Raw genomic sequence first — 14142 nt, 5'->3', positions numbered from 1 at the left:
CGTGGCCATCAGAAGGCGTACTCGGCGCGGCGTTTCGCCTCGCCACGTTGGAGCCAGCCGATCACCGCGCCGCGCACGCGTTCGCGCAAGCGGTCCCAGCCGTTCGGGTTGCTGACGATCTGCGCCTTGTAGAACGACGGGCACAGCACCGCGGCATGCGAGACATCGCCGCAGTTGCCGCAACCGACGCAGCTGTCGAGCACGGTCGCGACCGGATCGGTGCGCAGCGGATCGGGATTGGCCTTGATCGACAGCGACGGGCAGCCCGAAAGCCGGATGCACGAGTGGTCGCCGGTGCAGGTGTCGGAATCGACGCCGAACTTGTCGCGCACCACGCGCTTGCCCTCGGCGATGGCCTTGCGCACCAGCGGCTTCTCGCGGCGCTGCTTGTTGAGCATGCATTCGGACTGCGCGATCAGCACCTTGGGGCCCTTCTCCTTGGTGGTCAGCGCCTCCTTGAGCGCGTCGCGCATGCCTGCGACGTCGTAGGTGCGGCGGATCGTCCGCACCCACTTCACGCCCACGCCGCGCACCGCGCGCTCGATCTCGTGGCCGGTGCTGCGCGTCGCGTTGCGCGCGGTGGACGACAGGATGTCCTGGCCGCCGGTGGCCGAGGTGTAGTTGTTGTCGACCACGATGGTCAGGTTGTCGCTCTTGTTGAAGACCGCGTTGGCGACGCCGCTGGTCAGCCCGTTGTGCCAGAAGCCGCCGTCGCCCATCATCGAGATCGCGCGCTTGCCCGCCGGCGCGTTGAGCGCGGCGGCGCCGGCGCCGCCCAGGCCGTAGCCCATGGTGGTGTTGCCGATGTTGAAGGGCGGCAGGATCGAGAACAGGTGGCAGCCGATGTCGGCGCTCACGTGGTGGGGCCCGAGCTCGCGCTCCACCAGCTTCATTGCGCTGAAGATCGGGCGCTCGGGGCACCCCGTGCAGAAGCCCGGCGGGCGTGCATGCACGTTCTCGTCCAGCGGCAGGGCCGGTTCGGGCGCGCCATCGACACCGACGTCGGCGACCTCGATGAGCGGGATCACCCTGCGCACCGGCGCGGACACCGGCAGCGGCTGCAACCGGCCGTAGCGCTCGCCGAAGCTGCGCGCGCCCTTGAGCAGTTCGGCCGCGGTGTATTCGCCGGCCACCGGCAGCATGTCCTTGCCGTGCAGCGCCGTGGTCGAGCCGGCCTGGCGCAGGATGGTCGCGAGGTTCTGCTCGACGAAGTTGGGTTGACCCTCTTCGACGATCAAGACCGCGCGCTTGCCTTCGCAGAAGCGCAGCACCTCGCTCTCGATGACCGGGTAGGCCACGTTCATCACGTAGAGCGGCACCCGGCTGTTGCCGTAGACGTCGGCCAGGCCCAGGCGTTCGAGTGCACGCACGAGGGTGTTGTAGCTGCCGCCCTGCACGATGATGCCGATGTCGTCGGCGTCTTCCGAGAAGAACTCGTTGAGCCTGTTGTCTTCGATGAAGCGCACCGCGGCGGGCCAGCGGTCCTTCACCTTCTCTTGCTCGTGCAAGAAGCTGGCCGGCGGCAGCACGATGCGGCTGACGTCGCGCTGCGGGTTCTCGAGCGCATCCTTGATCGTGAAGGCGGGCCGCCGGTTGGCGCCGGCCACGAACTGCCCGTGCACATGGCAGGCGCGGATGCGCAGCTGCAGCATCACCGGCGTGTGGCTGGCCTCCGAAAGCTCGAAGCCCTTCTTCACGGCGTCGACGATGCAGGGCAGGTTGGGCCGCGGATCGAGCAGCCAGATCTGCGACTTCATCGCGAAGGCGTGGCTGCGCTCCTGCATGATCGAGGAGCCCTCGCCGTAGTCCTCGCCCACGATGACCAGCGCGCCGCCGGTCACGCCGCCCGAAGCCAGGTTGGCCAGCGCGTCGGAGGCCACATTGGTGCCCACCGTCGCCTTGAAGGTCACGGCGCCGCGCAGCGGGTAGTTGACCGAGGCGGCCAGCGTGGCGGCGGCCGTGGCCTCGCTCGCGCTGTTCTCGAAGCGGATGCCCTGCTCGGCCAGGATGTCCTGGGCGTCGGCCAGCACGTCCATCAAGTGCGAAATGGGCGCCCCCTGGTAGCCCGCGACATAGGAAACACCCGATTCGAGCAGCGCCTTGGTGACGGCCAGAATGCCTTCGCCCCGGAACAGCTCCCCCTCCGAAAGTCGGAGTTTCTTGACCTCCTCGACGAACGATCGTTCAGCCATGATGTGCCTTGTTCCTCATGACGGCATTGGCCGCCTCATCGTGCAGTCCATATAATGTTGACAACTGAATGTATCCACAATCATGAATTACCCTAGACATGCAAGCTGCGTGCCTGCCGCAGACCCGGGGGCCCTTCATGGCGACGAAGCCCGCTAAGCCGCTGCGCTTCGTCGACGACTACCTGCCGGCGCTGCTGGCGCAGGCCAGCCAGCTGATCTCTACGGAGTTCCACGTGGTCGCGCGCCAGCACGGTTTCTCGGTCTCCGAGTGGCGGGTGATGGCCTCGCTGGCGGGCGGCGAGCCGATCAGCATCGGGCAGCTGGCCCAGGTCACGGTGACCAAGCAGCCGACGGTGACGCGCCTTCTGGACCGCATGGAATCCAAGGGCCAGGTCGAGCGCCTGCCCCATGACAGTGATCGGCGCATTACGCTGGTGCGCATCACACGCAAGGGCGCCAAGACGGTGGAGCACCTGATGGAGCTCGCCAGGGAGCATGAGCTGCGGGTGCTGGAGCCCTTCGGCCTGCTGCGCGCCGAGGAGCTGAAGACCACCTTGCGGCAGATGATCGAGCTGCATGCGCGCGTGCCGCTGGAGACGGATACGGACGACGAGTAGCCCCATCTCCCCTGACCGTTCGGGCTGAGCTTGTCGAAGCCTTGTGCGCGGCTTCGACAAGCTCAGCCCGAACGGGTGGTGATGGTGAACTTCACGGCACCAGGACCGCTCTGCCACGATGCCCGCGCTTCGTGATCCATTCGAGCGCCGTGGCCGCCTCGTCGAGCCGGAAGCGCTTCACATCGAGCTTCAGCCGCCCATCGCCCAGGCGCGCCAGCAGTTCGGGCGCAGCGGCCCGTCCCGCAGCCTCGCGCCTGAACATGTTGAGCGGCAGCAGCGCCACGTCGCGCTGCAGGAAATGCGCGATGTCCAGCGCCAGCGTGTTGCCGGCCGTGTAGCCGACCAGCACCGCGCGGCCGCCGGGCGCCACGCCGGGCAAAGCCGCTTCGAGCACCGGCCCGCCGACGGTATCGACCAGGAGCGTCACCGGCGCGCCGGCATCGGTGATCACTTCGGCGCCCGCATCGCGCGCCAGCTGCAACACCATCGACCCGACCGCGCCGGAGGCACCGGTCACCAGCACCCGCTCGCCGGCCTGGAGCTTCGCGATCTCATGCAGCGCGACCCAGGCCGAGGTGCAGGGCGAGAAGAAGGCCGAGCCGAGGGCCATGTCGACCTCGTCGGGAAGAAGGCCCAGCGCCTCATCGGGCGCATCGATCAGCTCGCACCAGGTGCCGTCGGCGGTGGTGCCGAGGCCTGCGCCGCGCAGCCAGACGCGCTGGCCCGCCGTGTAGCGTTCGCTCGCCACCACGATCCCCGCGGCCTCGACGCCCGGGACGTAAGGCAGCGGCGGATGCCGGAGAAAGCCGCCGCTCCAGACCGTGCGATCGATATGCCCCACAGTGGCCGCGGCCATACGGACGATCGTGCGGCCGGCGCGGGGCTGCGGGTCTTCCATCTCTTCGAGCACCGGCGCCGCACCGAAGCCGTGGATGCGCACGGCCTTCATGGCAGCGTCTCCAGGAAATCGAGCACCGCCGCGGCGAAGGCTTCGGGCATCTGGTCGGGCAGGGGCACCATGCCGCCGGCGATGTCGACGATGCGCGCATGCGGCAGATGCGCCTGCAGTTCGGCTGCGTGCGGCGCAGCGAAAGGATCCTCGGTGGCGCGCAGGATCAGCGTCGGCTGCGCGATCTTCGCGATGCGATCCTCCATCCGATAGGACGCGACGGCCCGGTGCCCCTCCTCCAGCCGCTCGCCGACCCTGAGCGCATCGCGCACGAAGGCTTCCAGCAGCTCGGGCCGGTTCGGCGGGTAGAAGGACTGCCGCTTCTGCCACAGCGCCGCGAGATGGCTGCCGTCGGTGCTCGGCGCCACCTCGTCGATCGGCGGCCGCTCGGCGCGGGCGCGGCGGAAGGCCGCATCGGTGTAGGGCGTGGAAGACAACACCAGCCCATGCACCCGGTCCGCGAAGGAGGCAGCCAGCTCGACTGCGATGACGCCGCCCGTGTGGTGGCCCACAACGTGCGCGCGTGCAATGCCCAGGGCATCGAGCAGCTCGACCGCGACGCGCGCCCACTGCTCGATGCTCGCGGGCGCCGGTCCGGCGTCGGAGTCGCCGAAGCCCGCGGTGTCCATCGCCACTGCCCGGAAGCGCTCTCCGACCAAGGGCAGCACGTGCCGGTACTCGGCCCAGCTGCGCGGGGACTGGTGCAGCAGCAGCACCGTCTCGGCGCGCGGATCGCCGCAGCTCGCGTAGTGCACCTGCCCGACCGACAGATCTGCGAACGCGCGGCGGACCTTCATCATGGCTGTGTCTTGTCGGCCGGTGGCTGCCAGAGCCCCGTATGCCGGAGCATGCCCAGCGTGCGCGCAAGCACGTCGCGCCGGTAGGCCGCGACATCGCGGCCGTCGTAATCGTAAAAGCCGCTGCCGGTCTTCAGGCCCAGCCGGCCTTCGGCCACCATGCGATCGACGATGGCCGGCGCAGCGTAGCGCCCCTTGTCGATCGATGCCGACATCTCGCGGCTCGCATGGTGCAGGATGTCGCAGCCGCCGAAGTCGATGAACTCCACCACGCCGAGCGCCGCGAAGCGCAGGCCCAGGCCGTAGCGCGTGGCCTTGTCGATCTCCTCGGCGGTGGCCGCGCCCTCCTCGATCATCCGCGCCGCCTCGTTCATCACCAGCGCCTGCAGCCGCGGCACGATGTAGCCGGGCGAAGCGCCGCAGACCACCGGCAGCTTGCCGATCTGCTCCATCAGTTGCTTGGTGCGCGCCAGCACCGCGGCATCGGTGCCCGGGTGACAGCTCAGCTCCACCACAGGGATCACGTAGGCCGGATTGAGCCAGTGCATGTTCAGGAAGCGCTCCGGCCTCTTCACCAGCGCCGCGAGCTGCGTGACCAGGATGCTGCTGGTGGTGGAGGTCAGGATCGCGTCGCCGCGGCAATGCCGGTTGAGCTGCTCGAAGGCCTCGCGCTTGGCCTCCAGCGTCTCGGGCACGCCTTCGAAGACCAGCTCGGCCTGGCCCAACGCGCGCGGCGCGTCGGCGGCCTTCACGAGCTCGACGCGGTCGGCAATCGCACTCACCTGCGCAGCCTCGACGACGCCAAGTTGTGCGAGCCCCGAGAGGCTGGCTTCGATCTCGGCCCGCGCTTCGGCGCGCAGCTTCTGCCAGGCCTCGTCGCTGCGCGGGCGCAGGTCGACCAATGCGATGCGATGGCCCGCATAGGCGAAGGCGATCGCGATGCCGCGGCCCATGCGGCCCGCGCCGACGGCGGCAAAGCGCGGCGCCGGCGTCTCATTCGCCATCATGCAGCCTCTTCTTCAGCTCGGCCTTGTCGAGGACGGCAAGGCCTAGTCGCTCGAAGGTGCGCGGGCCCCGGCGCAGATCGCGGCCGAGGAAGCCGCCGACGATGGCCAGCAGGCCGTGCGCAATCGGCGCATCGACGCCTGCATAGCGCGCCGCCGAGGCGAGGAAGGCCAGGCCCAGCTCGGTGTCTTCGGTGATGTAGCGGTGGGCGTAGAGGTCGATGTTCTCGCGCCAGTCGCCCGACTTGATAAGCTGCTTGTGCGCATCGCCGTACATCCACTGGTCGTTGTTGTAGTGGTCGGCCAGCGGATAGTGCGGCGCGCCCTGCCCGAAGGCCTCGCGCACGGCGATGCGCTCCTGGTCGAGCCGATCGGTCACGTCGCGCACCGCGCGCTGCGTGCCCTCGTTGTGGATGTCCCAGCGCTCGAAGTGCTGCAGCGGCGCGGCGTTCATCACCATCAGGGGCGGATGAATGACCGGCCCGGCGTTCATCAGCGCGCCCGACAGCGCATCGCCGCAGCCATGCACGCTCGGATAGGCCTGGCGGATCACTTCCAGCGCCTGCTGCGCGTTGCGCGCCGGGTACACGCCGGTCGGCAGGCGAATGGCGCGAATCGTGACGTTGACCTCGCGCTCGCCGTGCTTGCGCGCCAGGTAAGGCAGCGTGCCGGTCTCAGCCCAGGCGACATCGGCGCGGCTGCCGGCTTCCTTGGCGATGCGCGCCATCACGAAGCTGCCGAAGGTGCCGGGCGGCAGGAACACCACCTGGCCATCGACCAGATGCGGCGCCATGGCGCGGGCGATGTCTTCCTGCGCCACGGCCGGCGTCGGGATCACGATCAGAATCGCTCCACGCAAAGCCTCGCCGATGTCGGCGGTCGCCAGCGCGATCGGTACTTCGCGCGCGCCGCGCGCGTCCTTCAGCGTGATCGAACCGGCCAGCCGCACGGCGGCGAGCGCATCGGCGTCGCGGCGCCAGAGCCGCACTTCGTGGCCGGCTTCGGACAGGTCGGCAGCGGCGGCGTAACAGCCGTGGCCGCCGCCCAGGATGGCGATTTTCATGGTCGAGAAGAAGTTGTAGGCCACGGGCCGCCGATCCGCAAATCAACGGGTTCGCAGATACATTACTTTTCAACCATTCAATTGTCAACTATCAAGAACCCGACCCAGCTCTGCCAGCGAATCGACGAAGCCGTCGGCATCCACGCCGCGCACCGGCTCGCCGTGGTTGTAGCCATAGCTCACCAGCACCACCGGGCAGCCCGCCGTCCGGGCCGCGCGCGCGTCGTTGCTCGAATCGCCCACCATCAGAGTGCGCTCCGGTGCGCTGGCGAGCGCCTCGCAGGTCTTGACGAGCGGCAGCGGATCGGGCTTCTTGCGCTCGAAGGCGTCGCCGCCGAACATCACGTCGAAGTAGCCGTCAAGTCCCTTGGCGGCGAGCAGCGGGCGTGCGAAGGCGGTGGGCTTGTTGGTCAGGCAGGCCAGGCGCAGGCCATGAGCACGCAGCACCGTCAACCCCTCGACGACGCCGGGATAGACATCCGAATGCCGGCCGTTGATGGCGAGATAGTGATGCTGGTAGCTGCGCCAAGCCTCGTCGAAGAGCGCGTTGTCGGCGGCGCGGCCGTCGCGCACGTGGCGCAGCACCGAATGGATCAGGTGCTCCGAGCCCTTGCCGACCATGTTCGCGACGGCTTCGGCCGCGACTTGGCGCAATTCGAGCCCGTCGAGCATGCAGTTCAAGGCAACGACGAAGTCGCCGAGGGTGTCGACCATGGTGCCGTCGAGGTCGATGATCGCGGCGTCGAAGTTTGAAAGGTGCAAACGAGTGGTGGTCAAAGCGCGCGGTGGGAAGCCCGGAATCGCCTTGATTCTGCCGCGTCGCAATCAGGGCTCGCGGCGGCGACGGCAGGCCTCAGGCCTCGGCCAGCTGCGGGCTCGGTTCGAGCCAGCGGTTCGAAGGCACAGAGACCGGGGTGAAAACCTTCCAGCGCGCGGCATGCGCGAGCGTGCTGTACTGCACTCGAAGCAACACCTCGTGGCTGCGCGCTATCTTGCGCCAGTCAACCAGATCGAAGCTATCGATCGGGCTGCGCACGCCCAGGGCGATCAACCCCGACAGCGAGAAGTCCTCCCAGGACGTGTAGTGCGCGCGGGCTATCTCCTGCAGCCGCTTGAGCGCAGCTTGCGCGTTCAGTCTGGATACATATCCGGCCGAAAAACCCAGGCGCACCAGGTCGGACGCCTGCTGGATCTTCCAGGCCACCGGATTCAGGTGAACATCCTGGATCTGCTTGGCCTCGACCACGCGCGCATCCTGCACCAGGAATCTGCAGACCTCCTGCAAGGCCGCATACGCGGCGGAGTCGACGACGTGACCGCTGCGCCAGGCCGCATAGGCAGCTCTCTCCGCGGGAAAACCTGTTCCCAGGATCGACGCCGAGGCCGCCGCTCTCTCCCTCGAGCCAGGCCGCGACCCTGAGCTTCTCCTGCATGCTCTCGGCAATTGCCGTCAAGCTCAGGTCCGAACCTGCAGCCTTCCCGATATCTGTCGCGTCCTTCCGCAGAATATGCACCATGCCGACGAAGCTGGACCCATAGGTCGCGCCCGTGAGCAGGTTGAGTACCTTGCTCTTCCCATCTTCCTCGGAGATTGCCGCCGCCACCATGCTGGCCGGTTCGGCGAGCTTCAGCTTGTCTGATGGAAATGCCTGATTCCAGATCCTGGCCGCCTTGTCGGCTCGATGACGGTCGGCGCCAGAACGTTGGCCTTCTTGTGCGTGCAGGCAGCCGTAATCACCAGCGTCCCGGCAATGTTGTGCTCCTTGCGCTGCTTGGCGACCTGGCTGACGCCGGCGGTCGCCATCTCCGTCGCAGCGTCGACGCCGAGATGGCTGGACGAACCGGCTATGAGACCCTTGATGGCGGACAAGCTTGCTGCCATTCCTTCGTCGTTCTGCTCGAACGAGAAGTACTGCGACTCCATCTTGAGAGAATCCGTTGAAATTTCCATCATCTTGAGCGTCGTTTTCTCGAAGTCGATGGGGCCTTCGAGGCCTTGATGCACGCTGTGCACCTACGCCTTCAAAGGCCGGATCTTGGCCTCGTTCTCCAGCCGGATGGCGGCGTAGTCCGCCGCCGCCTTGGAGATTTCCTTCTTGATCTGCTCGCTCTTTGCCTTGACGTCGTGCGGATCGACTTCCATGGCGATCAGCTCGTGAACCGTCATGTCGATGCTGCGCTTCATCGAGATGAACAAGTTCAGGGTGTCCTGCGCAGCGTCGATCTCGGCGTCGAGTTCGGCGATCTCGCTCAGCGTAGCGAAGGCGGCGGGGTCGACGATAGCGCCCAGCGTCAGCGACGGATCGTAGGGAATGGTGGAGGGCATGGTCTCTCGATGGTTGGTTTGCCGTGAGGGCAGCTGCCGCGCGAACGCGCTCTGGAAACAGTCTGCGTGACGCGCGCCCTTGCCGTGCTGACCAAACAGCGACCAGGAAATGACCAGCGAATGACTCCGGCGCGACCGCCGGACGAAGGCTCAGGCTTCGGTGAGCGACTGGGCCGCCACCACCGCCTCGGTGCGGTTGCGCACGTTGAGCGCGCGGAAGATCGCCGCCAGGTGGATCTTGACCGTGCCCTCGCTGATGCCGAGCGCGCGCCCGATCAGCTTGTTGGGCTTGCCCTGCGACAGCAGCTGCAGCACCTCGACCTGGCGCTCGGTCAGCACGCTGCGCAGGTGTTCGAGGGTCTGCGCCGCCGCGGCGGCCGATCCGCGTTGCATGGCGTCCGCGGTCGGCACGCCGGCCACGATGCCGGGCGGCACAGCCGACAGCATCATCGGCGGCACGTAGACGCCGCCGGCCAGCACCAGCCGCACGGCCGACAGCATGACCTCGGGCGAGTAGGCCTTCGGGATGAAACCCAGCACGCCGCGCTCGAGCGCAGTGCGCATGATGTTGGGGTCTTCGTAGCCCGAGAGCACGATGACGGGCACGGCCGGGTGGCGGCGCCGGATCTCGTCCACGTGGGCCTGGCCGTCGGCGCCGGGCATGTTCAGGTCGATCACGGCCAAGTCTATGTCGTCGGAGGCGCCCGCGAGCAGCTCGTCGACGCTCATCGCCAGAACGAACTCGATGTCGGGCTCGATTTCCGACAGTTTGGCTTTGACCGCCTCGATGACGAGCCGGTGGTCGTCGGCGATCAGGATTTTCATGGCGGCCCCAACGTAGTGAATGAACTCAACGAATACCAAAGATAACGGCGATCGCGGCGCGCGGCAAGACTCGCCCGCTCCACGAACGACATAGTCCCCAAGCGATATGGCGGGCCCTGGGGGGCGTTGAAAGAATGAATTCCACATCCAACGAAGAACAGGGAGATCGGCATGTGCCATCGATGCAGGCGCAAACCCAAGGCTCCCACCGCCACCGAAGAATAGCGCGAGCGTTTCATGGCTCGCCTGTTCGACTGCTTCTGTCCCCTGTTCTCATTCGGCCTCGAACTCGACGCGGCAATCGCCGCCGGGCGCATGGGCCGGACGCCCGACGGGGTGCAGCGCCGCGCCCTGGACCTGCTCGAGGAGGCCCGGGTCACGGCCCGGGCCGCGGGCATCCCGGCCCAGCGCATCGAATCGGCGTCCTTCGCCATGGTCGCCTGGCTCGACGAGATCGTCGCGCGCAATCCCGGCTGGAGCACCGGCGTGACGCCGCTGCAGGTGCAGCTCTTCAATTCCAACAACGCGCACAGCGAGTTCTTCCATCACCTGTCGGCGCTGCAGGCCGACGACGGCGCGGTGCGCGAGATCTACTGGCACGCGCTGGTCCACGGCTTCAAGGGCCAGTACTACTTCGAGAACGGCGACAGCGGCGAGCTCGGCAAGCTCAAGGAGCTGCATGGTCAGCAACTGCCGGTGCAGCCTCTTGCACCGGGCACCCTGGCCGTAGAGCGCATCACGCCCCAGCCCTACAGTGTGCCCGACCCGCCGGGTCCGCGCATCCCGGAGCGGCGCGAGCGGGCACTGCTGCGCGCCGCCGGCGCACTCGCGCTGCTGATTCCGCTGGTGTACCTGCTGGGCTCGATGCTGAACGGCCCGCGCGAAGCGCCGCCCACGCTGGCCCAGCGGGTCGAGCAGCAGCTCCAGACCTACGCCTGCGCCGACCTCGCCGCCACGGTGGGCGCGGACGGCGCGACGCGCGTGAGCGGCTTCGTCTCGCTGCCGGAAGACATGGCGCGCGTGGAGCGCGAAGTGCGTGCCATGCCGGGCGTGAGCGCGGCGAGCTTCCAGCTCCAGCTGCGCGTTTGGCCGCATTGCGAAGTCGTCGCCATCCTCAAGCCCTACCAGGCGCGCAATCGCGACAAGCGGTACGGCCTGAAGGTCGCCGCACTCAGCGCGCAGAACGGCCGGCTGCGCGAGGGCGACCTGGTGCTGGTGCAGGCCACGAACGCCGACTACGACGGCTATCTCTGGGTCGACTACTTCACCGCCGACGGCGCCGTGATGCATCTCAACGCGGGCCGCGGCCAGGCCCGCCTGCGCGCCGGCGAAAGCGTCGAGCTGGGCCGCGACATCCCATCGAGCTGGCTTGTGAGTCCGCCTTTCGGCACCGTGCTGGTCACGGCCCTTTCCTCGCCCGTGCCCTTCAACGAAACCGCGGACAGACCTCCTTTCGAACTGGCCTCACCCTATCTTCAACGGCTGCGCGAATCGCTGGCCGCCAACGAAGCGGGCGGGCGGCCGATCGCCGATTTCGTGTTCCTCGAAACCGTCTCGCGCTGAACAGCGCCGCGACCAGCTTCTTCCATGAACGCCCTGCACCCGTTGCCCACTTACTACTGGCCCCTGCTCGCGCTGTGCCTGCTGGGGCTTCTCGCTCTCTGGTGGTTCATGCTGGGCTCGCGCTACTTCGCGCGGCGGCGGATGCTGCGGCGGCGCATCGCAGTCCTCGGCCCGCCGTCGAACCCTTCGGAGCAGGCGGCGCTCGCCGCCCTGCGGCAGGCCATCGCGCAGGCGCGCGAGCTGCTTCTTCGTTCGCCGGCGCAGCGCGCGGTGCGCAATCCGCTCTACGACCAGCCCTGGTTCCTGTTCATCGGCGACGAATCGGCCGGACTGCCCGGGCTGCTGGCCGCGGCCCGCCGCGCCTCGCCACCGCCGCTGCAGACGGGGCCCGATACCGCCGGCGATGTCTTCTGGCGCTGGCACTTCCTGCGCTCGATGATCGCGATCGAAACCAGCCCGGCCGCGGTGCGCGAGCCGGCCTCGCGGCATGAGCGAGGCCTTTGGTATCAAGCCTTGCTGGCGCTCGCCCATCAACGCGAGCGCCAGCCACTCAACGGCATCGTGGTCTGCGTGAGTGCCGCAGGTCTGCTCGGCGACACAAAGACGCTGGCATCCGATGCGACGCGGCTGCGGCAGCGCGTCGACGAAGCGGCCGAGCATCTGCGGCTGCACCTGCCGGTCTACCTGGTCGTGACCGGCCTGGAGCGGCTCGCCGGCTACGGCGTGCTGCGCTCCGCCTTGCCGCCGGAGGCGCTGGTCCAGGCGCTCGGCTACCGCCTGCCCGACAACGCGACAGCCGGCGCGCGGCCGGACGATCCCTTTGGTCCGATGGCCGACCGCCTGCATGCCTTGCGCATGGGCTTGCTGCGCAGTCAGCCGGAGCCGGCGCGCCGGCTGGCGATTCACAGCTTCGTGGAGCAGCTGCGCGCATTGCAGCCGGGGTTGCGCACGCTGGCGGAGCGCATGTTCGACAACGGCCTCGGCCGCACGCTCGCGCCGGCGCACTGGCGCGGCCTCTATGTCGTGGCCGCTCCCGCGGACGGCGAGGACGACGCCTTCGTCGCGGACCTGTTCCAGCGCTTCCTGCCGGCCGACCAGCCGCTGGCGCGCGGATAGAAAAGGCTACTTCGCCGGCGGCGGTGGCGGTGGTGCCGGTTCGATGCGGATCTGGATCTGGCGCGCGCCGAAGTTGACGCCGACCAAGAGCGGCTTGCCCGGCTCGATCGCGCGCACCTCGCGCCAGCGCGCGCGGTCGAGGTCACGGTAGGCCGCCATCACGCCGATCGCCTTGATGTCGGCGGCCAGCGTCATCTCGAGCTTCTTGCTGTCGCCGGGCCGCAGCAGCAGTTCTTCGCGCTGGGCCATCTCGGCACCGAGCGTGGCCTGGTCTTTCTCGAACAGCGAGAAGAAATCCGCCGCCTCGAAGGCGCCGCTGGTCTTGAGCGCATAGACGCGCACCGTGAGCGGCGAGGCCCGTCCGCGCGCATCGGGGTTGGCATCGGCACCTGCCGCCAGCGTCATCGCTATCGGCGTGACCACGGGCTTCGGCGGCGGCGGAGGGCTCGAACAACCGGCAACGAACGCGATCGCCAGCAGCATGCCCAGGCCCGCCCGTACGCGCCGAAGCCCCGCATCCTGAAGACGTCCATAGGGCGAACGGCGTGTACCAGGGTCTCTCATGCTATTTCCTTCGTTGCATTGACCGGTCAGGGAGCATCTTTGATTATCCCTAGTGAACTCGAACAGGCAACATGCTGACTCCCGAACTTGTCGAAGCCCTGCAGGCTCCCATCAGCGAAGCCTCGCCATGCGGTGACGACCTCGAGTACGACCCTGCATTCACCGCATTGGCCGCGGCCGCACAAGGCAAGCCCGAGCAACAGTTCGGGGACACCGTGATCCCCGCGGTGGAGCCCGAGTGGCGCTCCGTGGCCGAACAGGCGCAGGCCCTGCTGGGCCGGACCAAGGATGCCCGGGTCGCCGTGCTGCTGCTGCGCGCCAGCACCCGGATGCAAGGCATCGCCGGCTTCGTCATGAGCCTGCGGCTGCTGACCGGCTTGCTCGACCGCCACTGGGAAGGCATACATCCAAAGCTGGATGCCGACGACGACAACGATCCCACGATGCGCCTCAATGCGCTCGCGCCGCTGACCGACGAAGACATGGTGCTGCGCGACCTGTACGAAGCCAACGTCGGCGTGGCGCGCGGGGTCGGTCCGATCCGCGTGCGCGACGTCGCGATCGCGCACAACGCGCTGGCGCCGGCCGGCGCCGAAGCCGGCTACTCCGCCGCGCAGATCCACGGCGGGCTCGAGGCCATCCACGGCGAAACGCCCGAGGTGCTGCAGACGCTGATGGAAATGCCCACGCTCGTAACGCACTTGCAGACGCTGATCGTCGAGCGCACCGGCCGCACGGACCTGATCGATCTCGGGCCGCTGCGCGCGATTGCCACCGTATTGAGCAAGGCCAGCGCCGCCGTGGCCGGCACCACGGCGCAGGCCGAGGCAGAGGCCGAAGCTGCCGCAGATGCCGGCACCGGCAGCGCCTCCGCCGCGCGCGCCGCGGCACCCGGCGAAATCCGGACCCGGCAGGACGCGCTCCAGACCCTCGACCGCGTGATCCGCTATCTCGAACAGGCCGAGCCGGGCAACCCGGCACCGCTTCTGATCGCACGCGCCAAGAAGCTCATCGGCGTCAGCTTCTTCGAAATCATGGCCGATCTCGCTCCGAACGCGCTCGACACCATCGAGACCGTGACCGGCAAGCAGTCGGTCGAGTAAATCCCATCGCAACATCCACCCTC

General features: G+C 68.1%; 15 protein-coding genes. 4 read left to right on the top strand and 11 right to left on the bottom strand.

All coding sequences use genetic code 11. From position 1 onward, the window contains the following. Positions 1-8: 8 nt before the first annotated feature. Positions 9-2192 carry a thiamine pyrophosphate-dependent enzyme gene (locus ACSQ9A_RS03905; protein ID WP_436302758.1) on the bottom strand — a complete coding sequence of 728 codons (2184 nt, stop codon included), beginning with the start codon at positions 2190-2192 and terminating at the stop codon, positions 9-11. Positions 2193-2329: 137 nt separating this feature from the next. Between ACSQ9A_RS03905 and ACSQ9A_RS03900 the strand changes: the two genes are divergently transcribed. After that, on the top strand, positions 2330-2809 hold the full coding sequence (locus tag ACSQ9A_RS03900; protein WP_436306251.1) for a MarR family winged helix-turn-helix transcriptional regulator: 480 nt from the start codon (positions 2330-2332) through the stop codon (positions 2807-2809). 91 nt (positions 2810-2900) lie between these two features. On the opposite strand, the gene ACSQ9A_RS03895 is transcribed toward ACSQ9A_RS03900, so the two are convergent. The 9 genes from ACSQ9A_RS03895 to ACSQ9A_RS03855 form a co-directional block, all read right to left on the bottom strand. Next, a complete protein-coding gene (locus ACSQ9A_RS03895) occupies positions 2901-3758 on the bottom strand; it encodes a quinone oxidoreductase family protein (protein WP_436302756.1) in 858 nt (285 codons plus the stop codon). Then, positions 3755-4555: an alpha/beta fold hydrolase gene (locus ACSQ9A_RS03890; protein ID WP_436295340.1), complete on the bottom strand. Its 801-nt coding sequence runs from the start codon at positions 4553-4555 to the stop codon at positions 3755-3757. The genes ACSQ9A_RS03895 and ACSQ9A_RS03890 overlap by 4 nt, the downstream gene beginning before the upstream one ends. Continuing rightward, a complete protein-coding gene (locus ACSQ9A_RS03885; protein ID WP_436306250.1) occupies positions 4555-5559 on the bottom strand; it encodes a 3-hydroxybutyryl-CoA dehydrogenase in 1005 nt (334 codons plus the stop codon). The genes ACSQ9A_RS03890 and ACSQ9A_RS03885 overlap by 1 nt, the downstream gene beginning before the upstream one ends. Continuing rightward, positions 5549-6622 (bottom strand): NAD/NADP octopine/nopaline dehydrogenase family protein, encoded by a 1074-nt coding sequence (locus ACSQ9A_RS03880; RefSeq protein ID WP_436302755.1) that lies wholly within the window; start codon positions 6620-6622, stop codon positions 5549-5551. The genes ACSQ9A_RS03885 and ACSQ9A_RS03880 overlap by 11 nt, the downstream gene beginning before the upstream one ends. Positions 6623-6706: 84 nt before the next feature. Further along, positions 6707-7384, bottom strand: a complete 678-nt coding sequence (locus ACSQ9A_RS03875) for a phosphoglycolate phosphatase (protein WP_436302753.1) — start codon at positions 7382-7384, stop codon at positions 6707-6709. Positions 7385-7475: 91 nt separating this feature from the next. Beyond that, a complete protein-coding gene (locus tag ACSQ9A_RS03870) occupies positions 7476-8066 on the bottom strand; it encodes a DUF1266 domain-containing protein (protein ID WP_436302752.1) in 591 nt (196 codons plus the stop codon). A gap of 183 nt (positions 8067-8249) precedes the next feature. Next, positions 8250-8627, bottom strand: coding sequence for a hypothetical protein (locus ACSQ9A_RS03865; protein WP_436302750.1), 378 nt, complete (start codon positions 8625-8627; stop codon positions 8250-8252). A gap of 9 nt (positions 8628-8636) precedes the next feature. Further along, complete coding sequence (locus tag ACSQ9A_RS03860; protein ID WP_436302749.1) at positions 8637-8948, bottom strand: hypothetical protein; 312 nt, start codon at positions 8946-8948, stop codon at positions 8637-8639. Between the two features lie 150 nt (positions 8949-9098). Further along, entirely contained in the window at positions 9099-9773 is a 675-nt protein-coding gene (locus ACSQ9A_RS03855; RefSeq protein ID WP_093110804.1) for a response regulator transcription factor, read from the bottom strand. Positions 9774-10010: 237 nt separating this feature from the next. On the opposite strand from ACSQ9A_RS03855, the gene ACSQ9A_RS03850 reads away from it, so the two are divergent. Together ACSQ9A_RS03850 and ACSQ9A_RS03845 are read left to right on the top strand one after the other, a co-directional pair. After that, a complete protein-coding gene (locus ACSQ9A_RS03850) occupies positions 10011-11336 on the top strand; it encodes a DotU family type IV/VI secretion system protein (RefSeq protein WP_436302747.1) in 1326 nt (441 codons plus the stop codon). Positions 11337-11360: 24 nt separating this feature from the next. Next, the gene (locus ACSQ9A_RS03845; protein WP_436302746.1) at positions 11361-12452 is read left to right on the top strand and encodes a type VI secretion protein IcmF/TssM N-terminal domain-containing protein; all 1092 of its coding nucleotides are present in this window, start codon (positions 11361-11363) and stop codon (positions 12450-12452) included. Positions 12453-12458: 6 nt separating this feature from the next. Here ACSQ9A_RS03845 and tssJ read toward each other — a convergent pair whose 3' ends face one another. Beyond that, a complete protein-coding gene (gene tssJ / locus ACSQ9A_RS03840) occupies positions 12459-13016 on the bottom strand; it encodes a type VI secretion system lipoprotein TssJ (RefSeq protein ID WP_093110798.1) in 558 nt (185 codons plus the stop codon). A gap of 71 nt (positions 13017-13087) precedes the next feature. Here tssJ and tssA point away from each other — a divergent pair, with 71 nt between their 5' ends. Beyond that, a complete protein-coding gene (gene tssA, locus ACSQ9A_RS03835; protein ID WP_436302745.1) occupies positions 13088-14119 on the top strand; it encodes a type VI secretion system protein TssA in 1032 nt (343 codons plus the stop codon). The last annotated feature ends 23 nt before the right edge of the window (positions 14120-14142 follow it).

This window comes from Variovorax sp. LjRoot290 (assembly GCF_964253985.1).
In the GTDB taxonomy this organism is placed as follows: domain Bacteria; phylum Pseudomonadota; class Gammaproteobacteria; order Burkholderiales; family Burkholderiaceae_C; genus Variovorax.
The sequence above is the reverse complement of the archived record's forward strand: the minus strand, read 5'-3'. Positions and strand labels throughout refer to the sequence as shown.